The sequence below is a fragment of the Stenotrophomonas sepilia genome, assembly GCF_003244875.1.
In the GTDB taxonomy this organism is placed as follows: domain Bacteria; phylum Pseudomonadota; class Gammaproteobacteria; order Xanthomonadales; family Xanthomonadaceae; genus Stenotrophomonas; species Stenotrophomonas sepilia.
Genome location: NZ_LXXZ01000083.1, coordinates 1 through 21515, shown reverse-complemented (window position 1 = coordinate 21515; position 21515 = coordinate 1). Strand labels below are relative to the sequence as shown.

At 67.5% G+C, this 21515-nt stretch carries 23 protein-coding genes; 12 read left to right on the top strand and 11 right to left on the bottom strand.

Going from position 1 to position 21515, the window contains the following annotated elements:
- Together A7X97_RS16925 and A7X97_RS16920 are read left to right on the top strand one after the other, a co-directional pair.
- Entirely contained in the window at positions 1-618 is a 618-nt protein-coding gene (locus tag A7X97_RS16925) for an SGNH/GDSL hydrolase family protein (RefSeq protein WP_065196456.1), read from the top strand.
- Between the two features lie 4 nt (positions 619-622).
- Positions 623-1342, top strand: coding sequence for a class I SAM-dependent methyltransferase (locus A7X97_RS16920; RefSeq protein WP_072167611.1), 720 nt, complete (start codon positions 623-625; stop codon positions 1340-1342).
- Positions 1343-1467: 125 nt separating this feature from the next.
- Here the strand turns inward: A7X97_RS16920 and A7X97_RS16915 are convergent, their stop codons facing one another.
- Complete coding sequence (locus A7X97_RS16915) at positions 1468-2247, bottom strand: polysaccharide deacetylase family protein (protein WP_065196458.1); 780 nt, start codon at positions 2245-2247, stop codon at positions 1468-1470.
- A 59-nt stretch (positions 2248-2306) separates the two neighbouring features.
- Here A7X97_RS16915 and grxD point away from each other — a divergent pair, with 59 nt between their 5' ends.
- Positions 2307-3233 (top strand): Grx4 family monothiol glutaredoxin, encoded by a 927-nt coding sequence (grxD, locus tag A7X97_RS16910; protein WP_032956577.1) that lies wholly within the window; start codon positions 2307-2309, stop codon positions 3231-3233.
- A gap of 120 nt (positions 3234-3353) precedes the next feature.
- On the opposite strand, the gene A7X97_RS16905 is transcribed toward grxD, so the two are convergent.
- Together A7X97_RS16905 and A7X97_RS16900 are read right to left on the bottom strand one after the other, a co-directional pair.
- On the bottom strand, positions 3354-3893 hold the full coding sequence (locus A7X97_RS16905) for a DUF924 family protein (RefSeq protein ID WP_005419210.1): 540 nt from the start codon (positions 3891-3893) through the stop codon (positions 3354-3356).
- 43 nt (positions 3894-3936) lie between these two features.
- Positions 3937-4713, bottom strand: a complete 777-nt coding sequence (locus A7X97_RS16900; protein ID WP_049415280.1) for an AMP nucleosidase — start codon at positions 4711-4713, stop codon at positions 3937-3939.
- 153 nt (positions 4714-4866) lie between these two features.
- On the opposite strand from A7X97_RS16900, the gene A7X97_RS16895 reads away from it, so the two are divergent.
- The 5 genes from A7X97_RS16895 to A7X97_RS16875 all read left to right on the top strand — a co-directional run bounded on the left by A7X97_RS16895 (position 4867) and on the right by A7X97_RS16875 (position 9647).
- Positions 4867-6276 carry an amidohydrolase gene (locus A7X97_RS16895; RefSeq protein ID WP_111008230.1) on the top strand — a complete coding sequence of 470 codons (1410 nt, stop codon included), beginning with the start codon at positions 4867-4869 and terminating at the stop codon, positions 6274-6276.
- Complete coding sequence (locus tag A7X97_RS16890) at positions 6276-7538, top strand: amidohydrolase family protein (protein WP_072167616.1); 1263 nt, start codon at positions 6276-6278, stop codon at positions 7536-7538. Before A7X97_RS16895 ends, A7X97_RS16890 begins: the two co-directional genes overlap by 1 nt.
- Before the next feature lie 23 nt (positions 7539-7561).
- Positions 7562-8194, top strand: a complete 633-nt coding sequence (locus tag A7X97_RS16885) for a 2-hydroxychromene-2-carboxylate isomerase (RefSeq protein WP_111008229.1) — start codon at positions 7562-7564, stop codon at positions 8192-8194.
- A 95-nt stretch (positions 8195-8289) separates the two neighbouring features.
- The gene (locus A7X97_RS16880) at positions 8290-9231 is read left to right on the top strand and encodes a DegV family protein (protein ID WP_053501128.1); all 942 of its coding nucleotides are present in this window, start codon (positions 8290-8292) and stop codon (positions 9229-9231) included.
- Positions 9232-9308: 77 nt separating this feature from the next.
- Complete coding sequence (locus tag A7X97_RS16875; protein WP_006469105.1) at positions 9309-9647, top strand: hypothetical protein; 339 nt, start codon at positions 9309-9311, stop codon at positions 9645-9647.
- A gap of 114 nt (positions 9648-9761) precedes the next feature.
- Here A7X97_RS16875 and A7X97_RS16870 read toward each other — a convergent pair whose 3' ends face one another.
- From A7X97_RS16870 to A7X97_RS16845, 6 genes are all read right to left on the bottom strand, one after another.
- The gene (locus tag A7X97_RS16870) at positions 9762-11207 is read right to left on the bottom strand and encodes a GGDEF domain-containing protein (RefSeq protein WP_111008228.1); all 1446 of its coding nucleotides are present in this window, start codon (positions 11205-11207) and stop codon (positions 9762-9764) included.
- A gap of 532 nt (positions 11208-11739) precedes the next feature.
- Complete coding sequence (fghA, locus tag A7X97_RS16865; protein WP_111008227.1) at positions 11740-12570, bottom strand: S-formylglutathione hydrolase; 831 nt, start codon at positions 12568-12570, stop codon at positions 11740-11742.
- 22 nt (positions 12571-12592) lie between these two features.
- Positions 12593-12940, bottom strand: coding sequence for a YqcC family protein (locus A7X97_RS16860; RefSeq protein WP_111008226.1), 348 nt, complete (start codon positions 12938-12940; stop codon positions 12593-12595).
- An 8-nt stretch (positions 12941-12948) separates the two neighbouring features.
- Complete coding sequence (locus A7X97_RS16855) at positions 12949-14058, bottom strand: S-(hydroxymethyl)glutathione dehydrogenase/class III alcohol dehydrogenase (protein WP_061479597.1); 1110 nt, start codon at positions 14056-14058, stop codon at positions 12949-12951.
- Positions 14059-14122: 64 nt separating this feature from the next.
- Complete coding sequence (gene frmR / locus A7X97_RS16850; RefSeq protein ID WP_005411009.1) at positions 14123-14398, bottom strand: formaldehyde-responsive transcriptional repressor FrmR; 276 nt, start codon at positions 14396-14398, stop codon at positions 14123-14125.
- A gap of 243 nt (positions 14399-14641) precedes the next feature.
- Positions 14642-15319, bottom strand: coding sequence for an SMI1/KNR4 family protein (locus A7X97_RS16845; RefSeq protein WP_111008225.1), 678 nt, complete (start codon positions 15317-15319; stop codon positions 14642-14644).
- A gap of 114 nt (positions 15320-15433) precedes the next feature.
- Between A7X97_RS16845 and A7X97_RS16840 the strand changes: the two genes are divergently transcribed.
- Positions 15434-15850 (top strand): VOC family protein, encoded by a 417-nt coding sequence (locus A7X97_RS16840; protein ID WP_088497890.1) that lies wholly within the window; start codon positions 15434-15436, stop codon positions 15848-15850.
- Positions 15851-15962: 112 nt separating this feature from the next.
- Here the strand turns inward: A7X97_RS16840 and A7X97_RS16835 are convergent, their stop codons facing one another.
- On the bottom strand, positions 15963-16847 hold the full coding sequence (locus tag A7X97_RS16835; protein ID WP_061479601.1) for a LysR family transcriptional regulator: 885 nt from the start codon (positions 16845-16847) through the stop codon (positions 15963-15965).
- A 107-nt stretch (positions 16848-16954) separates the two neighbouring features.
- On the opposite strand from A7X97_RS16835, the gene A7X97_RS16830 reads away from it, so the two are divergent.
- On the top strand, positions 16955-18013 hold the full coding sequence (locus tag A7X97_RS16830) for an NAD(P)-dependent alcohol dehydrogenase (RefSeq protein WP_061479602.1): 1059 nt from the start codon (positions 16955-16957) through the stop codon (positions 18011-18013).
- A 91-nt stretch (positions 18014-18104) separates the two neighbouring features.
- On the opposite strand, the gene A7X97_RS16825 is transcribed toward A7X97_RS16830, so the two are convergent.
- Complete coding sequence (locus A7X97_RS16825) at positions 18105-19469, bottom strand: glutamate--cysteine ligase (RefSeq protein WP_072167622.1); 1365 nt, start codon at positions 19467-19469, stop codon at positions 18105-18107.
- 152 nt (positions 19470-19621) lie between these two features.
- Here A7X97_RS16825 and A7X97_RS16820 point away from each other — a divergent pair, with 152 nt between their 5' ends.
- On the top strand, positions 19622-20326 hold the full coding sequence (locus A7X97_RS16820; RefSeq protein WP_072167623.1) for a VIT1/CCC1 transporter family protein: 705 nt from the start codon (positions 19622-19624) through the stop codon (positions 20324-20326).
- Positions 20323-21147, top strand: a complete 825-nt coding sequence (locus A7X97_RS16815) for a helix-turn-helix transcriptional regulator (RefSeq protein ID WP_061479605.1) — start codon at positions 20323-20325, stop codon at positions 21145-21147. Before A7X97_RS16820 ends, A7X97_RS16815 begins: the two co-directional genes overlap by 4 nt.
- Positions 21148-21515: the final 368 nt, after the last annotated feature.

Genomic DNA, 21515 nt, shown 5'->3' with positions numbered 1-21515 from the left:
GTGGCGCTGTCCTACCTGGCGCTGGGCGACTCGTACACCGTCGGAGAAGCCGTTGCTGTCGAAGGCCGCTGGCCGCACCAGCTGGCCGCCGCCCTGCGTGCGCAGGATGTGGCGCTGGCCGACCCGCAGACCATCGCCACCACCGGCTGGACCACCGACGAGCTGGACGCCGGCATCGATGCGGCTGCACCCCAGGGCCCGTTCGATTTCGTCAGCCTGCTGATCGGCGTCAACAACCAGTACCGCGGCCGGCCGCTGGACGAGTACCGCGTACAGTTCCAGGCCCTGCTGCAGCGGGCGATCGGCTTTGCCGGGGGCCGCCCCGGGCGCGTGCTGGTGCTGTCCTTCCCCGACTGGGGCGCGACGCCGTTCGGTGCCGGCAGCGGCCGCGACCTGGCCACCATCGAGATCGAGACCGACGAGTTCAACGCAGCTGCCGAGGTGATCAGCACCCAGCAGGGCGTGGCCTTCGTCGACATCACCGACATCAGCCGTGACCAGGGCGGCAACCCGGCAATGATCGCCGAAGACGGCCTGCACCCGTCGGCGCGGATGTACGCATTGTGGAGCGCGCGCGCGCTGCCGGTCGCCGCACGCCTGCTCGGTGGAACGGACTGATACGATGGATGGTAAGCCACGGAACGGCCCGCCGCTGCCCTGCACACCGCTGACCGCCCCGCAGGCCCGCGCGATCGCCGAAGCGTTCCGCCCGGCACGGGCCTGGGGCAGCCGTCGCGACTACTACTACACCCGCGGCAAGCTCGGCAGCGACCCTCTGTATGACGGCGTGCTGCAGCATCTGCGCGACGACGGGCAGCCGGTGCTGGACCTGGGCTGCGGGTTGGGGCTGTTCGCCCATGTGCTGCGCCAGCGCGGCGGCACCCACCCCTACCTCGGCGTGGACGTGGATGCCAGCAAGATCACCCGTGCCCAGCGTGCCGCCACCGGCCTGCACGCTGTGCGCTTCGACTGCCTGGACGTGCAGGCGCCACTGCCGGCGCAGCCCGGACACGTCCTGTTGCTGGATGTGTTGCAGTACCTGGACGCGGGCCCACAACTGGCACTGCTGCGTGCGGCCAGCGCGCGGGTGGCCGCCGGTGGCCGCCTGCTGCTGCGCACGCCACTGGCCACCGGCGATGGTCGCGACCGCACCACGCGGGTGGCGGACCGGTTGGCCTGGCTGGTCGGCTGGATGGGCACGCGGCCGCGCCACTACCCCGACCCGCACGTGCTGCAAGCGACACTGGCCGAGGCCGGATTGCAGGTGACGGCGCCGCGTCCCCTGCATGGGCGCACGCCATTCAACAGCTGGTTGCTGGTGGCCCAACGCCCCGCGCTGTAGAGCTGCGCTGCGACGTTTTTCCGGTGCTGCGCACCGCCGCCCGAGCATCGGCTCGGGCGCTACAGTAGCGCCCCCCTTGTAGAGCCGAGCCCATGCCCGGCTGCTCTACATTACCAGGGCCGGCGTTACGGGACCGGCAGCCGCGCTTTCAGCCCGCGCTCGTCCAGTGCCTTCAGCACGCCCTCAATGATCGCCAGGTTGTGGCCGTGGGCGGCCCCCTCATGCAGCAGCACGATGGCCCCCGGTCGCAGATCCGGCAGCAGGCGGTCGAGCACCCCCTGCGCCGTGCAACCGATGCCGTCGAAGCCGCGCGCGCTCCAGCCGACCCGGACCAGGCCCAGCCGCTGCAGCACCGGCGCCACGAACGGATTGGTCATGCCCACCACCGAGCGGTACCAGCGCACCGGGCGACCGCTTACCGCCTGCAGCGCGTGCTGGCAGCCCTCGATCTCGGCGCGCATCGCCGCCGGGCCCAGCCGCCAGAAGCGCGCCTGCGGATGGCTGTGGCTGTGGTTGCCCAGGTCGTGGCCGCGGCGCAGGATCTCCTGCACCAGTTCCGGCTGCGCCAGCGCGCGCTCGCCCACCAGGAAAAAGGTGGCATGGGCCTGGTGGCGGTCCAGCAGGTCGAGCACGGCACGGGTTTCCGGGCCAGGACCGTCATCAATGGTCAGCCAGACGCTGTTGCCGGCATCCGGCAACCGGCTCAGCACCGGCGCATAGAAGCGACTGTTGGGCAGGAACACCGGCACCAAGAACAGTGCGTGGCTGGCCACCATCAGCGGCACCCCCCAGTGCCAGCCCGCCAGGGCCCAGACCAGGATCACCAGCAGCTGCGACGCCACCAGCCAGGGCAGCCAGCGCCAGGGCCGGGTCGGAATGCGATGCAATGTTCCTGCGTTGCTCATCCCCCATGATGCCATGAGGGGTAGAATCGATGGTTCGAATTCCCGGAACCCCGACGTCCATGTCCCTCGATCCCGCCCTGCGTTCGCGCATCGAATCCATCCTCAACGCCAACCGCGTCGTGCTGTTCATGAAGGGCCAGCCGTCGATGCCGCAGTGCGGTTTCTCGGCCAAGGCCGTGGGCGCCCTGCAGGACCTGGGTGTCGAGTTCGCCCACGTCAACGTGCTGGCCGACCAGGAAATCCGTGAAGGCATCAAGGCCTATGGCGACTGGCCGACCATCCCGCAGCTGTACATCGACGGCGAACTGGTCGGCGGCAGCGACATCGTGCTGCAGATGGCCGCCAGCGGCGAGCTGAGCAGCGTGCTGGGCCTGGCTGCGCCGGACCGTACCCCGCCGAGCATCACCGTCACCCCGGCCGCCGTGGAAATGCTCAAGGGCGCGCTGGCCGATGCCCCGGGCGCGGCCCTGCAGCTGTCCATCGACGCCGGTTTCCAGCCGAACTTCCAGCTGGCCCCGCACGACGAAGGCGCCATCGCTGCCGAGTCCAATGGCCTGCGCGTGCAGTTCGACCTGGCCAGTGCCCGTCGCGCCAACGGCATCACCATCGACTGGGTGGACGACATCCGCGGCAAGGGCCTGGCCATCGACAACCCGAATGCGCCCAAGCCGGTGCAGGAAATCAGCGTGCGCGATGCCGACGACCTGGTGCGTGCCGGCAACATCACCCTGGTCGACGTGCGCCCCGCCGACGAACGTGAGATCGCCGCCGTCGGCGTGCCGTTCAAGACCTTCGACGGCAACGGCCGTGCCGCGCTGGAAGCCCTGCCGAAGGACACTGCACTGGCCTTCATGTGCCACCACGGTGGCCGCAGCGCGCAGGCCGCCGAGCAGTTCCGCGCCCTGGGTTTCACCAAGGTGTTCAACGTGACCGGCGGCATCAACGCCTGGTCGGAAGACGTCGACAACGGCGTGCCGAAGTACTGATTGACGGCGCGGGGTCAGCGCCCTTTCCTGCGGAAAGCGGATCTGGCCCCCGAAAAAAGAGGACGGAGGGGATTAAGTCGTTTATACCACAAACGACTTAATCCCCTCCGTCCCCTTTTTTCAGCCGGCGAAACCGCCTTCGGCCAGGTAGTCCAGTTCCTCCGGCGAGGGAATGCGCCCCAGCACTGCGTTGCGGTGCGGGAAACGGCCGAAGCGGCGGATGATGTCGCGGTGCAGCTCGGCGTACTGCAGGTATTCCTTGTCGCCCAGCACATCGAACATCGCCACCGAACGGTCCTGGTCCAACGGGTCCTCGGAGTGCTCGAACGGCAGGTAGATGAAGGCGCGCAGCTTCGGCACCAGCTGCAGGTCCAGGCCTTCCTCGATGGCGCGCATGGCGTAGTGCCGGGCCAGGCCATCGGTGGCATAGGAATGGGCAGTACCGCGGAAGCAGTTGCGCGGGAACTGGTCCAGCAGCAGCATCAGCGCCAGTGCGCCCTCGGCACTGCCCAGCCAGTGTTCACGCCCACGCGAAGCGGCGGCGAAATGCTCATCCAGGAACAACTGGCGGAACTGCGCGTCGAACGCATCGTCGCGGGCGAACCACTTCGCAGGGCCCGCTTCTTTCCAGAAATCCACCACTTGCGCGGCAACGTCCATCACCTACTCCCCAGGGCCGGCGCGCCGCGCCAGGCCGTCATCATCATTCATCGAAGCGCAGGTGGCGGACCGACTTGCCGTTGCGCCGGATAAGCTTAAGCGCCTCGATACCGATCTGGATATGGTTTTCCACGAACTGGGAGCTGACCTTGGCATCGGAAGCCTCGGTCTTGACCCCGTCGGGGATCATCGGCTGGTCCGAGACCAGCAGCAGCGCGCCACTGGGAATGTGGTTGGCGAAACCGGCCGCGAACACGGTGGCGGTTTCCATGTCGATGGCCATGCAGCGCATCGCCCGCAGCCGCTCCTTGAAGGCCTCGTCGTGCTCCCAGACCCGGCGGTTGGTGGTGTAGACGGTGCCGGTCCAGTAGTCGTGGCCGAGGTCGCGGATCATGGTCGAGACTGCACGCTGCAGCGCAAACGCCGGCAAGGCTGGCACTTCCGGCGGCAGGTAGTCGCCCGACGTACCTTCGCCGCGGATCGCCGCGATCGGCAGCACCAGGTCACCCAGCTGGTTCTTGCGCTTGAGGCCACCGCACTTGCCCAGGAACAGTACCGCCTTGGGCATCACTGCCGACAGCAGGTCCATGATGATCGCGGCATTGGGGCTGCCCATGCCGAAGTTGATCATGGTGATGCCGTCGATGGTGGCACTGGCCATCGGCCGGTCCAGGCCGATGATGGGCGCACCGGTCAGCTCGGAAAAGGTGTGCAGGTAGCCGCCGAAGTTGGTCAGCAGGATGTGCTGGCCGAACTGGTCCAGCGGCACGCCGGTGTAGCGCGGCAGCCAGTTGTCGACGATTTCCTGCTTGCTCTTCATGGGCGGTCCGGTACGGCGTGGGGGCCGGATATTTTCAGCCACCCGGCCGGTGCCGTCGAGCGACCGTCGGCAGGCCTGTGAAGAAGGTCACTTGGCAAGCCCGCCATCGCCCGGCTAGCGTCGGCGGCTGGATCACGCTGCGAGGGGAACTGCATGGCATCGACGTTGTTGCGCACCGGGGTGGCACTGGCGCTGCTTTCATTGAGCACGACACCGGCGGTGGGCGCCTCGCGCTTCGTCGCCGATCCCTACCCCAGCACCTACCAGGCACACCCCGATGCACCGGTGCTGATCCAGAACGCCACCGTGCTGACCGGCACCGGCCAGCGCCTGGACAACGCCGACGTGCTGCTGCGCGAGGGCCGCATCGTTGCCGTCGGCCGCCAGCTGCAGGCCGATGCCGCTGTCACCCGCATTGATGCACAGGGCAAGTGGGTCACTCCGGGCCTGATCGACGTGCATTCGCACCTGGGCGTGTATCCCAGCCCGGGTGTCGGTGCGCACAGCGACGGCAACGAGATGACCGCACCGGTCACCGCCAACGTCTGGGCCGAGCACTCGGTGTGGCCGCAGGACCCGGGTTTCGCCACCGCACTGGCCGGCGGCGTGACCAGCATGCAGGTGCTGCCGGGCTCGGCCAACCTGGTCGGTGGCCGTGGTGTGACCCTGAAGAACGTCCCCGCCATCACCTACCAGGCGATGAAGTTTCCCGGCGCACCGTGGGGGCTGAAGATGGCCTGCGGCGAGAACCCGAAGCGGGTGTACGGCGGAGGCAAGGGCGTCGCTCCGGCCACGCGGATGGGCAACGTTGCCGGCTACCGCGCCGCCTTCATCGATGCCGCCGACTACATCGCCAAGAACAAACCGAAGCCGGCCAAGCGCAGGAGCTGGTTCGGCAGCGACAAGGGCGACAGCGCCGGTGATGCTGGTGGCAAGCGCGATCTCAAGCTGGACACGCTGGCCGGTGCGATCGAGGGCGACATCCGCGTGCATATCCATTGCTACCGCGCCGACGAGATGGCCACCATGCTCGACCTGGCCAAGGAATTCGGCTTCAAGGTGGCCGCCTTCCACCACGGCGTGGAGGCCTACAAGCTGGCCGACCGGCTGGCCGCCGACGGCGTCTGCGGCGCGCTGTGGGCCGACTGGTGGGGCTTCAAGATGGAAGCCTTCGACGGCATTCCGGAGAACATCGCATTGGTCGATCGGCCGAAGAACAGCTGCGCCATCGTCCATTCCGACTCCCCCGAAGGCATCCAGCGCCTGAACCAGGAAGCGGCCAAGGTGATTGCCGCCGCGCGCCGCGCACGCATGCCGGAGATCCCCCCCGAACACGCCATCACCTGGATGACCGCCAACGCCGCCAGGGCGCTGGGGATTGAAGGCCAGACCGGCACCCTGGAGGCCGGCAAGATGGCCGACGTGGTGGTGTGGAACGGCAACCCCTTCAGCTCGTACGCGCTGGCCGAGCAGGTCTTCATCGACGGCCGCCGCCTGTACGACCGCAGCGCACCTGCGGCCACGCCACGTTCCGACTTCCAGCTTGGCCAGGAGGTGCACTGATGGGCGCGTTGAACAAGCGTCGCCGGGCATTGCTCGGCGCTACGGTCATGGTGCTGGCCTGCCTCTCCGCATCCGTGCAGGCGCAGGACCTGCTGGTGCGCAACGCGACCGTACATACGGCCAGCGCGCGCGGCAGCCTGCAGCACGCCGATGTGCTGGTGCAGGGCGGGATCATCCGCGCCGTCGGCAGCGGGCTGTCCGCCCCGGCCGGGGCCAGCGTGGTCGAGGCCGATGGCCGTCCGCTGACACCGGCGCTGTTCGGGGGCATCACCGAGATCGGCATCGAAGAGGTCTCCGGTGAAGCGAGCACGGTCGACAGCACGTTGAAGATCGGCGAACAACCGTTGCGCCCCGAGTTCGATGTCACCCTGGCGTACAACCCGGCCTCGGTGCTGATCCCGGTGGCACGCCTGGACGGCATCGGCTTCACCGCCCTGGGGGCGGCCACCGGTGGCGGCTTCGTTGCAGGCCAGGGTGGCGTGATGCGGCTGGACGGCAGCGCCGATCCCCTCGGGCCGCGCGCGCTGTTCCTGCGCCTGGGGTCGGCCGCAGTGGAGCTGACCGGGCAGTCGCGTGCCGCGCAATGGATGCTGTTGCAGCAGATGGTGGACGAGGCGCGTGGCCAGGTTGCCGCGGACTCACCGCACGCGCTGCTGACGCCGGCCGGGCGCCGCACGCTCAGCCGCTACCTGGCCGGGCACGGCCGCATCGTGGTGGAGGTGGACCGCGCTGCGGACATTCGCCAGCTGCTGCGCTGGGCCGCCCGCGAAAAGGTGAAGATCGCCATCGCCGGTGGCAGCGAAGCCTGGCAGCTGGCGCCGGAGCTGGCCGCCGCACAGGTACCGGTGTTCGTCGATGTGTTGTCCAACCTGCCGGCCAGCTTCGACCAGATCGGCGCCACGCTGGAAAATGCGGCACGCCTGCAACGTTCCGGCGTGGCGGTCTCGTTCGTGCAGCGTGGCGACGCCTCGCACAACGCCCGCAAGATGCGCCAGCTGGCCGGCAATGCCGTGGCCAACGGTTTGCCCTGGGCCGACGGCCTGGCCGGCCTGACCCGGGTGCCGGCGCAGGCGTTCGGCGTGGCCGACCAGATCGGCAGCATCGAGCCGGGCAAGCGTGCCGACCTGGTGCTGTGGGAGGGCGACCCGCTGGACGTGGCGCACTATGCCGAACAGGTCTGGCTGGGCGGCCGGGCGATGCCGATGCGCTCGCGCCAGACCGAACTGCGCGACCGCTACCTGCAGCGCAACGCGCAGCCCTGACCTCGTTATCCAAGGAAACCTGCATGGCCACCCTGCGCTGGTACTTCGACTTCGTCTCGCCCTATTCCTACCTGCATTGGCAGAAGCTGAAGCAGCTACCCCAGTTCGCACAGATCCAGACCGTGCCGATCGCCTTCGGTGCCGTGCTGCATCACCTGGGCAACCTCGGGCCGGCCGAGATTCCGGCCAAGCGCCGCTTCATGTACCGCCAGCTGCTGTGGACTGCGCAGGCCGAAGGAACACCGCTGCGGTTCCCGCCGGGCCACCCGTTCAACCCGTTGTCTGCCCTGCGGCTGTGCCTGGCCGCCGGTGGCAGCGTGCAGGCGGTGGACGTGCTGTTCGACTGGATCTGGCGCGACGGCAATGCCGCCGATAGCGCCGAGGCCCTGCGCGAACCGGCTGCGCGGCTGGGGATCGAGGATGTCGCCAGCGCCATCGCGGCCCCCGCGGTCAAGGAGCAGCTGCGGAGGAACACCGAGGCCGCCATTGCTGCCGGCGTGTTCGGCGTACCGACCCTGGTCATCGATGACGAACTGTTCTGGGGCAACGACGCCCATCCGTTGATGGCCGCCGTGCTGGCCGATCCCGCCCTGCTGCAGCAGCCCGAATGGCAGCGCCTGGCCGAACTTCCGGTGGCCGTGCAGCGCAGTCGCTGAACAGGGCCTGGCGCGTTTCCCTCGCGCGCCACGCCAGAATTTGAGATAGATTTCACGTTTCCGAACCTACAACCGCCCTGGAGGGGGAGCCGCGGATGCGCATCGGAATCGTCGTCGACTCGGCCTGCGACCTGCCGCAGGACTTCATTGCCGAGCACAACATCGTGCTGCTGCCGATCACCGTACGAATCGGTGAAGCGGTTCTGGCCGATCATCGCGATGAGCAGGCCACGCTGAGTTTCCTGCATGCACACGTGGCCGAGCACGGTGCCGAGGCGGAGACCATCCCCTTCAGTGTCAACCAGATCCGCGACCTGTTCCTGCAGCAGCTGGTGATCGATTACGACCACGTGTTCTGCATGACCATCACCAAGACCCGCAGCCCGATCCACGACAATGCGCTGCAGGCCAGCTTCGCCATCCTCAACGATTACAAGCCGGTGCGGCAGGCAGCGGGCTACAACTCGCCGTTCGCGCTGCGCGTGCTCGATACCCAGAACCTGTTCGCTGCGCAGGCCGTGACCGCAGTGGAGGCGGTTCGCCTGCGTGACAGTGGTGCCAGCGTGCAGCAGATCCGCGAACGGCTGGAAGAACTGGCCGGCAATGTGCACGGCTACATGATCACCCGCGACCTGTACTACATGCGCGCGCGTGCACGACACAAGGGTGACCGCAGCGTCGGCCTGCTCAGCGCCGCACTGGGCAGCGCGCTGGACATCAAGCCGGTGCTGCACGGCTACCGTGGCCAGACCGGGCCGGTGGCCAAGATCAAGGGCTTCGACAGTGCCGTGCAGAAGCTGTTCGCGGTGGTCAGCCAGCGCGTGCGTGCCGGGCTGATGACGCCGACGGTATGCGTCAGCTACGGCGGTGAGCTGGATGAGCTGCGCAGCCTGCCCGGCTACGCACAGATGAAGGAGGTCTGCGCCGGCCATGGCGTGACCGTGTACGAATCGGTGATGAGCCTGACCGGCATGGTCAATGTCGGCAAGGGCGCGGTCACGGTGGGTTTCGCCGATGGGCCACATCGGTTTGAATGAAGGCCGACCGTGGCTGGAATCTGCACATCGATTCCACCACGGTTGTGCCAGCCTTGCCGCACTTCAAGGAGAACTTCATGCCTGCGCAGTACCACATCAGCCTGCCCGACCCGTCCAAGGCCCGCGGCAACGACCCTGACCTGTCCTTCCATTCGCAGGGCGCCGCCGGTTTCGCCGAAGAGCTGCAGGACGCCCTGCGCAGCGGCACGCTGTTCGAGCGCTGGAAAGCCAAGCAACCCGACCCGGATGCGGTGGAACCGCAGTGGGGCGTGACCGATCCGGACGCCACCGTGACCGGCGAGCAGAAGGACCTGCGCATCAACCTGGTCGCCACCACCCGTATCGACAGTGACGTGTTCAAGCAGCGCCTGCGCCTGCTGGCCGGCCACCACTGGGAACTGCGCGACGTGCGTTGAGGCCACGCCGTGGTAGTGCCGGCCGCTGGCCGGCAACCGAGGTGATGCCGGCCAGCGGCCGGCACTACCCAGTGCGATGTCCCTGGACGGGCGACACGCCATGGGCTGGTCCGCTCAACAGTCCATGGTGCCGTGCGCGTTGCCCTCGTCATCCAGCACGCGCGCATGCAGGACCACCCGGTTGCGGCCGGCACGCTTTGCGGCATACAGGCCGGCATCGGCATCGGCCAGCAGCTGGTCGGCACTGGCCAGCGCCGGTGGGTGCAGGTAGCCCACGCCGACGCTGATGCTGACCGGGCCTTCCGGCAATGGCAGCGCTTCGACCGCTTCGCGCAGGCGCTCGGCCAGCGCCAGCACGCCCGACAGTGGGCTTCCAGGCACAATGACAGCGAATTCTTCACCGCCATAACGCGCAACGCTGTCACTGCCGCGACCTGCGACGCCCTTCAGCACCCCGGCCACCGCCTGCAGGCAACGATCACCGGCCGGATGGCCGTGCCGGTCGTTGAAGGCCTTGAAGTGGTCGATATCCACCAGCAGCAGGCCCAGCTCGGTGCCGCTGCGCCGCGCGCGATTCCACTCGGAGGTCAGCCGCGCGTCGAACTCGCGGCGATTGGCCACGCCGGTGAGGCCATCCTGCCGCGCCAGTTGATCCAGCGCCGCCTGACGCTCCAGCAGATCGGTCTGCAGCAGGACGCTGCGCAGGCCGAAACCAAGGGTGGCTACGACGAAGCCCGCGACGGCCAACGGCCGCGCATGATCGACCACCAGCGTGCCGACCACCAGCAGCAGCAACGGCAGGATGATCGGACCGGCGGCCTGCACCGTCCTCGCCAGCCGCGGGTGTGCCGTGGTGCCTGTGTCCGGCGCCGTGTCCAGCGCCATGCAGGCGATCAGCAGAAAAGGTACGTCGATCAGCAGGTCGTTGAACGCACCGAATGCATCATCGGAGGTGTAGTGGTTGATGTAGTAGGCCACCAGCAGATAGGCCAGTGCGTACAGCGCCAGTGCACGGAAGAACCTGCGCCGTTCGGGCACGTCGCCGGCCAGCCATCGCACCACGGCGAACGCGGCGATACACAGGTTCTGGATGTCGAACATGCGCTGCATGTTGGACATGGCATGGGCGTCGACCTCGACACGGGCGGCGAACGATGCGGTGTGCACGAAGAACAGCACACCCAGCAGCGCCGCCATCGCCGCGTCGATCAGGCTGATGCTCGGGCGCTCGCGGCGTGCCCGGGCCAGGATGAACACCAGCGGCACGCCATACAGCACGTACAACAACAGGCTGACGCGTGGGGTGAAGTCAGCCCGGCCGGCACCCAGCGCATCCACCATGTTGAACGTCATGCCACCGGCCCACAGCAGCAGTGCCATCGCGGTAGAACGCCAGCCCAGAGCGGCGCGGTCACGTTGCGCCCGCAGCAGGCACGCGGCGGCGGCCAGCAGCGGTGCGCCGGTCAGGAACAGGAAAGAACCCACGCCCGCCGGGCTCGGCCAGAACGCCACGGCCAGCCCATGGCAGAGCACGTACAGCAGCGCCAGCACTACCGGCATGCATCCCCCCGATCCGCAAGGCCGTCTGAGCGCACGATAGCGCGCCGGCACGCCACAGCGGCGTGATCCACTGCGGCAAAACGACACTCCGCGTGCATCACCATGGTAGTGCCGGCCGCTGGCCGGCAATCCCAGGGAATTGCAGGGCTGCGGGTTGCCGGCCAGCGGCCGGCACTACCGGAAAGCCCTCAGGCGTGGAGCGCGTGGGGGTGATGGACCGGCACGCCACAGCGGCGTGATCCACTGCGGCGAAACGACGCTCCGCGTGCATCGCCAGGGTCGTGCCGGCCGCTGGCCGGCATCCGTGGGAATCACGCGGCGGCAGGTTGCCGGCCAGCGGCCGGCACTACCGGAAAGGCCTCAGGCGTGGAGCGCGTGGGGGTGATGGACCGGCACGCCACAGCGGCGTGATCCACTGCGGCGAAACGACGCTCCGCGTGCATCGCCAGGGTCGTGCCGGCCGCTGGCCGGCATCCGTGGGAATCACGCGGCGGCAGGTTGCCGGCCAGCGGCCGGCACTACCGGAAAGCCCTCAGGCGTGCAGGGCGCGGGCGTGGTGGGCGACGTGCTCGCCGATGAAGCTGGCGATGAAATAGTAGCTGTGGTCGTAGCCCGGCTGCAGGCGCAGGGTCAGCGGATGGCCGGCTGCGCCGCAGGCCTGCTGCAGGCGCTGCGGCTGCAGCTGGGTCTGCAGGAACTCGTCCGCCTCGCCCTGGTCGACCAGCAACGGCAGGCGCTCGCTGGCCGTCGCCAGCAACGCACACGCGTCCCACTGCGCCCAGTCGGCTGGGTTGTCGCCCAGATAAGCCGTGAACGCCTTCTGCCCCCACGGTACGTGGCTGGGCGCGACGATCGGCGAGAACGCCGACACACTGCGGTAGCGCCCCGGGTTGCGCAGCGCGATCACCAGCGCACCATGGCCGCCCATCGAATGGCCGCTGATCGCGCGTGCATCGGTCACCGCGAAGTTCGCCTCGATCAGCGCCGGCAGTTCCTGCGCCACGTAGTCGTGCATGCGGTAGTGCTTCGCCCACGGAGCACGGGTGGCATTGAGGTAGAAGCCTGCCCCCTTGCCCAGGTCGTAGCCTTCGGCATCGGCCACGTCATCACCGCGCGGGCTGGTATCCGGCGCGACGATGATCACACCGTGCTCGGCCGCATAGCGCTGCGCGCCGGCCTTGGTGATGAAATTCTGCTCGGTGCAGGTCAGGCCGCTCAGCCAATACAGCACCGGCAGCTTCTGCGTTTCCGCCTGCGGCGGCAGGTACACGGCGAACTGCATGTCGCAGCCCAGCGTGGTGGAATGGTGCCGGTAGACGTCCTGCCAGCCGCCGAAACAGGCGCGGTGTTCAATGCATTCCATGGTGCTCTCCTGCGCGGCGGCGTCAGCCGTCACGTGTGTTGATCAACTCATCCAGCTGCGACAGCAGGCGCAGAAGCGATTCGACGCCAGGCTGGCCATCCAGATTGCGGTACGCCGCCACCGCCACGTCGCTGCGCGGTGGCCATTGGCCGTCAGCGCGGGCTTCGTGCAGGCGCGGCAGGAATACCTGCGCAAGCCAGTGCTCGAACGGCATGCCATCGTCGATGCCGAAGGCCGAAGTCACCGCACGCGGTGGCCCCACCTCGCCGTCGACCCAGCCTAGCGCACGCAACGCCTGCTCGATCGGGTCGACCAGGGCCGCGCGCGGATCTTCCGCACGCGGCCTGCGAAGGGCATCCAGCCAGCCCATGACGCGCCTCAGTAGTGGACCACCGAACGGATCGACTTGCCTTCATGCATCAGGTCGAAGGCGTCGTTGATCCTGTCCAGGTCCATGGTATGGGTAACGAACGGGGCCAGTTCGATGTCGCCCTTCATCGCGTCCTCGACCATGCCCGGCAGCTGGCTGCGGCCCTTCACGCCACCGAAGGCAGTGCCCATCCACTTGCGGCCGGTTACCAGCTGGAACGGGCGGGTGGAGATCTCCTGCCCGGCACCGGCCACGCCGATCACCACGCTCTGGCCCCAGCCACGGTGCGCGCATTCCAGCGCCGCGCGCATCACGTTGACGTTGCCGATGCACTCGAAGCTGTGGTCCACACCCCAGGTGGTCATTTCCACGATGACCTGCTGGATCGGCTTGTCGAAGTCCTTCGGGTTGATGCAGTCGGTGGCGCCGAATTCGCGCGCCAGTTCGAACTTGGACGGATTGGTGTCCACCGCGATGATGCGGCCGGCCTTGGCCTGGCGCGCACCCTGGATCACCGCCAGGCCGATGCCACCCAGGCCGAACACCGCCACGCTGTCGCCTTCCTGCACCTTGGCGGTGTTGTGCACCGCGCCGATGCCGGTGGTGACACCGCAGCCGAGCAGGCAGACGTGTTCCGGGTTGGCGTCCGGATTGATCTTCGCCAGCGAGACTTCGGCCACAACGGTGTACTCGCTGAAGGTCGAGCAGCCCATGTAGTGGTACAGCGGCTCGCCGTTGTAGCTGAAGCGGCTGGTACCATCGGGCATCACGCCCTTGCCCTGGGTGGCGCGCACCGACACGCACAGGTTGGTCTTGCCGCTCTTGCAGAACAGGCATTCGCCACACTCGGCGGTATACAGCGGAATCACGTGGTCGCCCGGCTTGACGCTGGTCACGCCCTCGCCCACTTCCACCACGATGCCCGCACCTTCATGGCCCAGCACCACCGGGAACAGGCCTTCCGGGTCATCCCCGGACAGGGTGAACGCATCGGTGTGGCAGACACCGGTGTGGGTAATCTTCACCAGCACTTCGCCCTTCTTCGGCGGGGCGACGTCGATCTCGACGATCTGCAGCGGCTGGCCGGGACCAAAGGCGACGGCGGCACGTGACTTCATGATGGCTTCTCCAGGATCAGGCGGAAATGGGATACAGCGTGAGCGGCGCGACGTCGCGCCGTCGTTATTTCAGGTACGAGCGGATCAACGCGCTCATGTCGCGCACGCGTTCGGCGCGTTGTTCGTCGGAGGCGGCGGGCTGGCCGAATTCCTCGCGCAGATGGGCCTCCATCACCTCGGACATCAGGCCGTTGACCGCGCCACGGATGGCGGCGATCTGCTGCAGCACCGGCCCGCAGTCGGCGCCGGCTTCCAGCGCGCGGTCCAGCGCATCGCACTGGCCGCGGATGCGGCGCACGCGGGCCAGGACCTTCTTCTTCTCTTCGGGGGAGTGCGGCATGGCGAGGCCACCTCTGAACTATACTGGGGGATAGTATATATGCAAAAAGCAGAGGGGTTGACGCAATAGGCTGCTTGGCAGCTCTACGCCGGGTGCCTGCAGAAACCAGATGCAGCCACCGCACTGTCCTAGATGCACGTCATCCGCCGCGAGCTGGCCCAGCTGCCGCCGGCCCATGCCATCTGGTCGTTCGATGATAGGTAGCTGGAGCACGACCGATGGCGGCGCTCCGGCCTACCGGGTTCAGGCCTCCTCGCGCACGTAAGCGAACGACTCGTCCAACCGCTCGAAGCCGATCACATCAGCGACGATGGCCTGTGCGTCGTCTTCGCTGATGTTTCCTTCTTCAATATCGTCAACGCGGGCGAACAACCGCTGCAACGCCGCGAACTGGTCGCCGCGCAGGAACGACTGGTGGCTCTGCAGCCAGCGCTGCAGATTGCCGGCCAGCTCGCCGTGCGACAGCAGCGTATACGGCGCTTGGTAGTCGGCAACGGCTTCGACCATCTTGCGGAACAGGAAATCCTGGTAGTTGGCGGCCAGCACATCGGCACGATCATCGTCATGCCACACGAGCACGACGGGCGGCTCGGCAGAATCGGGCGCGTTGCTCCAGAAGCAGTAGCTGTCGCCGCCGCCGGTCCGCGCGAACGGCAGCAGCTGCAGGTCTGTGCGCAGGGGATTGTAGTGGTCCTCGGCGGTCAGCTCCTGCCACGCCTCCAGCAGCTCGTCGTGTTCCAACGGCTCGTAATCCTGGGCGTATAGCAACACCGGTGGATCCGCCTGCAGCGTCGGGAACACCACCTCGGACCAATCCGGATGCGGACTGCCCCAGCTCAATCGGCCTGCTGTCTGCAACTGCTTGAACAAAGGGGGGAAGGCCTGCCCGGTGGCCTGTTCGATGTCAGAGAGTGCGCTCATGGAAGTCCTTGTCGATAGAGGTCGCCCAGCTTGCCCGAATCCTCGCAGGAGATGAACCGGCAGCAACAGGTGGCGGGACTAGACTGCAACCACCGGATGCAGGAAATCACTGCCATGAACGCCACTGCCCGCAACTTCATCATCAACATCGACGTGCCCGACCTGGCCGCCGCCGAAACGTTCTACCTGGCCGCGTTTGGATTGCGCATCGGTCGTCGGCTCGGCCCCGGCGCGGTGGAACTGCTCGGTGGACCCACGCCACTGTACCTACTGCAGAACGACGCCGGCAGCGCCGCCACCGAAGACGGCGACGTGCGTGACTACGAGCGCCACTGGACCCCGCTGCACCTGGACTGGGTGGTGGAGGACATCGACGCCGCGTTGATGCGTGCGGTCGCGGCCGGGGCGATGCTCGAGCAACCGGTGCGCGAGCGCCGCTGGGGCCGTATCGCCGTGCTGGCCGATCCGTTCGGGCACGGCTTCTGCCTGATCCAGTTCAGTGGCGAAGGCTACGACGCGCTGGTCGAATGAATTGCCGTCTGCATTGCGGGCGCCAATCCACGCATGGCGCGGATCTACTGGTCTGGTCCTGGTGGACGCCATCCGGTAGATGCCGACCGTTGGTCGGCACTCCTGCAGCACCTCACTCCCGCAACATATCCACGAACGCACGCAACGCACCGGGCATCTGCCGTTGCTTCGGGTAGTACAGCGCAAACCCGGCGAACGGTTCGCTCCAGTCTTCCAGCACCGCCACCATCTGCCCCGATTCGATGTACGGCCGCGCGGTGTCTTCCAGCACGTAGGCCAGGCCGATGCCATCAAGCACCGCGCCGACCACGGTGCCCTGCTCGCTCAGCGTCAGCCGTCCGGGCACGTCGATTTCCAGCGCCTGCCCACCGCGCTCGAACTGCCACTTGTACAGATGCCCGCTGGCAAAGCGGAAGCGGATGCATTCATGCGCGGCCAGGTCGCGCGGATGCAGCGGCGCCGGATGCCGCCGCAGGTAATCCGGCGAGCCGACGATCAGCCCGCGCAGCGGTGGCCCCATCGGCACCGCCACCATGTCCTCGGGCACGAACTCGTGCAGGCGCACGCCCGCGTCGTAGCCCTCGGCGACGATATCGACCAGCCCATCATTTTCGGTCAGCTCCACCCGCACGTCGGGATGAGCGTGCAGGAAGCGCGCCAGCCGAGGCCGCAGCTGGGTCGCCACCGCCGCGCGGGTGGCGTTGATGCGCAGCAGGCCGGCCGGGGCGGCGCGGAAGTGGTTCATTTCTTCCAACGCGTCATGCACCTGCCCCAGCGCCGGCTGCAAGCGCTCCAGCAGGCGCTGCCCGGCCTCGGTCAGGGCCACGCTGCGCGTGGTGCGGTGGAACAGGCCCACGCCCAGTCGTTCTTCCAGCGCGCGGATCGCATAGCTCACCGCCGAGGTCGACAGCGCCAGCTCGGCGCCAGCGCGGCGGAAGCTGCGGTGGCGGGCAACCGCCGCGAACGCGGCCAGGTGGGAAAGGTTGTCAGTGGCCATGATTGTGCAGTTTCACTTGATGAATCATGCCGATATCCACGCTTCTTGCCATTGGGAACGCGGCGTATTGTAAAGCGCCTTTCGATAAACCCTGCCAAGGATTCCCCATGTCCCTCGCCCGTGGTTACGCCGCCCATTCCCATACTGCTCCGCTGGTCCCCTATGAGTTCGAACGCCGTGCGGTCGGTCCCGACGATGTGCGCATCGAGATCCTCTACAGCGGCATCTGCCACTCCGACCTGCACCAGGCCCGCGATGACTGGGGTGGCTCGATCTACCCGATGGTGCCGGGCCACGAGATCATCGGCCGCGTCACCGAGGTCGGCAGCAACGTCACCCGCTTCAAGGTCGGCGACCACGCCGGCGTGGGTTGCATGGTCGACTCCTGCCGCCACTGCGACGCCTGCCAGCACGACCTGGAGCAGTACTGCGCCGAGGGCGCGACCTGGACCTACAACGGCCGTGAACGCGAAAGCGGCGCACCGACCTACGGCGGCTATTCCGACCACGTGGTGGTAGAGCAGCGCTTCGTGGTGAAGGTCTCCGACACCCTCGACCTGAAGGCGGCCGCACCGCTGCTGTGCGCCGGCATTACCACGTGGTCGCCGCTGCGCCATTGGAAGGTCGGCCCGGGCCAGAAGGTCGGCGTGATCGGCCTCGGCGGCCTCGGCCACATGGGCGTGAAGTTCGCCAAGGCGCTCGGTGCGCACGTGGTGATGATCACCACCACCCCGGAAAAGGGCGCCGATGCCAAGCGCCTGGGCGCCGATGAGGTGCTGGTCTCGCGCGATGCGGCGCAGATGAAGGCGCACGCCGGCAGCTTCGACTTCCTGCTCAATACCATCCCGGTCAGCCATGACACCAATCCGTACATGGGCCTGCTCAAGCGCGAAGCCACCATGTGCCTGGTGGGCGTGCTGACCGAACTGGACCCGCCGTTGACCGGCGGCAGCGTGATCTTCGGCCGCAAGCACCTGACCGGCTCGGCGATCGGCGGCATGGCCGAAACCCAGGAAATGATGGACTTCTGTGCCGAGCACGGCATCGTCAGCGATGTGGAGATGATCGACATCAGGAACGTCAACGAAGCCTGGGAGCGCATGGCGAAGAACGATGTGCGCTACCGCTTCGTGATCGACATGGCGACGTTGAAGAACGCGGCCTGAGCCAAGGCAGATGTGGAAATGAAAAACCCCGGCAATGCCGGGGTTTTTCTTCTGGTAGTGCCGGCCGCTGGCCGGCAACCCCGCATGACGGTCAGTACGCGAACTCGCGGAACACCGGATCGACGTCACCATGCCAGCGGCCATGGAACAGCGCCAGCTTGCGCTCGGCCGGGGTCAGGCCGGATTCGACGATCTCCTGCAGTACGTCCAGGAACTTGCTCTCGTCCTGGCCATCGGCATTGCGCGCAGCACGGCGCTTGAGGCCTTCCACGGAAATCCTGACCGCTTCCCGGGCCAGGTCGCGCACCGTGCCGTTGCGGAACGGCAGGTTCATTGCATGCTTCGGCACGCCGTCACGCAGCGCATGGCGCTCGGCCAGGGTGAAGTCACGCACCAGGTCCCAGGCAGCGTCCAGCGCAGTGTCGTCGTACAGCAGGCCCACCCAGAACGCCGGCAGCGCACACAGGCGGCTCCACGGGCCACCATCGGCGCCGCGCATTTCCAGGTACTTCTTCAGGCGCACTTCCGGAAACGCGGTGGTCATGTGGTCCGACCAGTCGCGCAGTGTCGGCAACGCGCCCGGCAGCACCGGCAGCTTGCCCTGCATGAAGTGGCGGAAACTCTGCCCGCTGGCGTCGTGGTAGGTGCCGTCGCGATAGGAGAAGTACATCGGCACGTCGAGCAGGTAATCGACATAGCGCTCGTAGCCGAATCCATCCTCGAACACGAAGTCGAGCATGCCGGTGCGGTCGGCGTCGGTATCGGTCCAGATGTGCGAGCGATAGCTCAGGTAGCCGTTCGGCTTGCCTTCGGTGAACGGCGAATCGGCGAACAGCGCGGTGGCGATCGGCTGCAGCGCCAGGGACACGCGGAACTTCTTCACCATGTCCGCTTCGGTGGCGTAGTCCAGGTTCACCTGCACCGTGCAGGTACGGGTCATCATGTCCAGGCCCAGCGAACCGACCTTGGGCATGTACGCGCGCATGATCTTGTAGCGGCCCTTCGGCATCCACGGCATTTCATCGCGCTTCCACTTCGGCTGGAAGCCCATGCCGAGGAAGCCCAGCTGCAATTCGCCGGCCACCTGCGCCACTTCGTTGAGGTGGGTGCCGGTCTCCACGCAGGTCTGGTGGATGGTCTCCAGCGCCGCACCTGACAGCTCCAGCTGGCCGGCCGGTTCCAGCGTCACCGAGGCCCCATCGCGCAGCAGGGCGATGGTGCAGCCATTCTCCTGTACCGGCTCCCAGCCGAAGCGGACCAGGCCGTTGAGCAGTGCTTCGATGCCGCGCTCCCCCTCGAAGGTCGGCGGTCGCAGGTCATCCAGGCGGAACCCGAACTTCTCGTGCTCGGTGCCGATGCGCCACTGCGCGCGGGGCTTCTCGCCGGAGGCGATCACCTCCACCAGCTGCGAGCGGTCGGTAATGGGGGTATCGGCGACGTGGCTGGGGCTCGACAAGGGGAAGGCTCGCTGGACGGTGGCGGGGGATGTGGGGCTCGCGGCCTTCCATCGCAAGGGCGCACTATAGCGTGGCACCTCGTTGCGTCATGCGACGGTGACGGGTTTCAGCATCCTACCGACGCCCTCTTGACCCTCGTACACTCAACGTCATGAGCCGCCATTCACGACACCCCGAACTGCACCGCTCCGAGCGCGTCGGCTGGCTGCGTGCCGCCGTGCTGGGCGCCAATGATGGCATCGTCTCGGTGGCCGGCCTGGTGGTCGGCGTGGCCGCCGGCGGCGCCTCCGCTACCACCATCCTCGCCACCGGCGTGGCCGGCACCGTGGCCGGCGCGATGTCGATGGCCGCCGGCGAGTACGTCTCGGTACAGACCCAGGCCGACACCGAGGACGCAGACCTGGCAATGGAAAGGCGCGAGCTGCGCGAAAATCCGCACAGCGAGCTGGAGGAGCTGGCTTCGATCTACCGCCACCGCGGCCTGGAGCCTGCGCTGGCACGGCAGGTGGCCGAACAGCTCACCGCCCATGATGCGCTGGGTGCCCACGCCCGCGACGAACTGGGCATCACCGATACCCTGCGCGCCCGCCCGCTGCAGGCAGCGCTGGCCTCGGCCGGTGCGTTCACCTGCGGCGCGGTGCTGCCTGTGCTGACCGCCCTGCTCGCACCGGTCGACAGGGTCGCACTGATGACCACGGCCAGTACCCTGCTCGGCCTGTGCCTGACCGGCGCAGTGGCGGCCAGGGCCGGCGGCGCACCGCCGGTTCGCGGCGCGATCCGGGTGATGTTCTGGGGCGCATTGGCGATGGCCGCGGCGGCCGGCGTCGGTCGCCTGTTCGGTGCCCACGTGTCATGACCGCCATGCTGCCACCGGCCACCGCACTGCTGGCCGAGATGGCCAGCCTGGCCGGCTGCGCACGCGCCGAAGGTTATGCGTGCATCACCGCTCGGCGCGAACATGGCGCCAGCTCGGTGGAGATTCCACAACCGCAGTTCGCGATCCTGCTGGAAGGCCGCAAGCAGGTGCGTACCGCGCACCAGTCGCTGGAGTTCATCCCCGGCGACATCCTGCTGCTGACCCAGCGCTGCCGCATCGATGTGGTCAACACCCCCGACCCACGCAGTGGCCGCTACCTCAGCGCCATCGTGCCGCTGTGTGCCGAAGTGCTGGCGGCCGCACGTACGCTGTGGAGCGGGGAGCTTCCCGCCGCCGGTCATGCGATGGCGCGACTGCCGTTGATCGATCATGGCGTGGTGCTGCGCCAGTGGCGGCAATCACTGCAGGACGGCCGTTACAGCGAAGCGCGGCTGGCCCTGGCCTCGTTGGTACTGACCCTGTGCCGGCAGGGCCACGGCAACCTGCTGCTGCCGCAGGCGCCGAGCCTGGGCGAACAGATCCGCGACCGCATCGCCGCCGAACCGGCTCGCGACTGGCAATCGCGTGATGTGGAAGCGCTGTTCGCGCTGAGCGGCGCGACCCTGCGCCGTCGGCTCGCCGCCGAGGACACCAGCCTGCGCCAGCTGCTCACCGAGGCCCGGCTGGCGCATGGCATGCAGTTGCTCTACACCACCGACCTGCCGCTGAAGACCGTGGCCGCACGCGCGGGCTACCGGTCTGCGGCCAGTTTCAGCAAGCGCTTCGCCGAGCAGTACGGGCTGGCTCCCACAGACATTTGAGGGGGTTCGGCAGGGCTTGCAGCCCTGCACCTGCAGACGCGACGGCAACAGCCGAAGCAACAGCAACAGCGTGCATTCCGTGAGGTGGCGGGACGGTGTCGGAGTGCGGGGACGCCGCAAGTACGTCCCTGTAGGCTTGGCAGCCGCATCCATGCGGCTGACACCCCGCACTCCGACACCGCCCCACCTCTGACAGATCGTCGCGGCTGTTGGTAGGTGTCGACCTTGGTCGACACATCTGTCAGACATCAAAATCGATCTGACCCCAAGAGAATTTCCAACAGATCGCGGAAAACTGTCGAAGGCGGTGTGGGTCCTGTTGCGGGAGCTGGTTCTTATAAAAATTTTACGCTGCAGCCACGTGCTGG

Coding starts and splice junctions, on each gene's coding strand:
- A7X97_RS16920 (WP_072167611.1), top strand. CDS start 623: ATGGATGGTAAGCCACGGAACGGCCCGCCGCTGCCCTGCACACCGCTG.
- A7X97_RS16915 (WP_065196458.1), bottom strand. CDS start 2,247: ATGAGCAACGCAGGAACATTGCATCGCATTCCGACCCGGCCCTGGCGC.
- grxD (WP_032956577.1), top strand. CDS start 2,307: ATGTCCCTCGATCCCGCCCTGCGTTCGCGCATCGAATCCATCCTCAAC.
- A7X97_RS16905 (WP_005419210.1), bottom strand. CDS start 3,893: ATGGACGTTGCCGCGCAAGTGGTGGATTTCTGGAAAGAAGCGGGCCCT.
- A7X97_RS16900 (WP_049415280.1), bottom strand. CDS start 4,713: ATGAAGAGCAAGCAGGAAATCGTCGACAACTGGCTGCCGCGCTACACC.
- A7X97_RS16895 (WP_111008230.1), top strand. CDS start 4,867: ATGGCATCGACGTTGTTGCGCACCGGGGTGGCACTGGCGCTGCTTTCA.
- A7X97_RS16890 (WP_072167616.1), top strand. CDS start 6,276: ATGGGCGCGTTGAACAAGCGTCGCCGGGCATTGCTCGGCGCTACGGTC.
- A7X97_RS16885 (WP_111008229.1), top strand. CDS start 7,562: ATGGCCACCCTGCGCTGGTACTTCGACTTCGTCTCGCCCTATTCCTAC.
- A7X97_RS16880 (WP_053501128.1), top strand. CDS start 8,290: ATGCGCATCGGAATCGTCGTCGACTCGGCCTGCGACCTGCCGCAGGAC.
- A7X97_RS16875 (WP_006469105.1), top strand. CDS start 9,309: ATGCCTGCGCAGTACCACATCAGCCTGCCCGACCCGTCCAAGGCCCGC.
- A7X97_RS16870 (WP_111008228.1), bottom strand. CDS start 11,207: ATGCCGGTAGTGCTGGCGCTGCTGTACGTGCTCTGCCATGGGCTGGCC.
- fghA (WP_111008227.1), bottom strand. CDS start 12,570: ATGGAATGCATTGAACACCGCGCCTGTTTCGGCGGCTGGCAGGACGTC.
- A7X97_RS16860 (WP_111008226.1), bottom strand. CDS start 12,940: ATGGGCTGGCTGGATGCCCTTCGCAGGCCGCGTGCGGAAGATCCGCGC.
- A7X97_RS16855 (WP_061479597.1), bottom strand. CDS start 14,058: ATGAAGTCACGTGCCGCCGTCGCCTTTGGTCCCGGCCAGCCGCTGCAG.
- frmR (WP_005411009.1), bottom strand. CDS start 14,398: ATGCCGCACTCCCCCGAAGAGAAGAAGAAGGTCCTGGCCCGCGTGCGC.
- A7X97_RS16845 (WP_111008225.1), bottom strand. CDS start 15,319: ATGAGCGCACTCTCTGACATCGAACAGGCCACCGGGCAGGCCTTCCCC.
- A7X97_RS16840 (WP_088497890.1), top strand. CDS start 15,434: ATGAACGCCACTGCCCGCAACTTCATCATCAACATCGACGTGCCCGAC.
- A7X97_RS16835 (WP_061479601.1), bottom strand. CDS start 16,847: ATGGCCACTGACAACCTTTCCCACCTGGCCGCGTTCGCGGCGGTTGCC.
- A7X97_RS16830 (WP_061479602.1), top strand. CDS start 16,955: ATGTCCCTCGCCCGTGGTTACGCCGCCCATTCCCATACTGCTCCGCTG.
- A7X97_RS16820 (WP_072167623.1), top strand. CDS start 19,622: ATGAGCCGCCATTCACGACACCCCGAACTGCACCGCTCCGAGCGCGTC.
- A7X97_RS16815 (WP_061479605.1), top strand. CDS start 20,323: ATGACCGCCATGCTGCCACCGGCCACCGCACTGCTGGCCGAGATGGCC.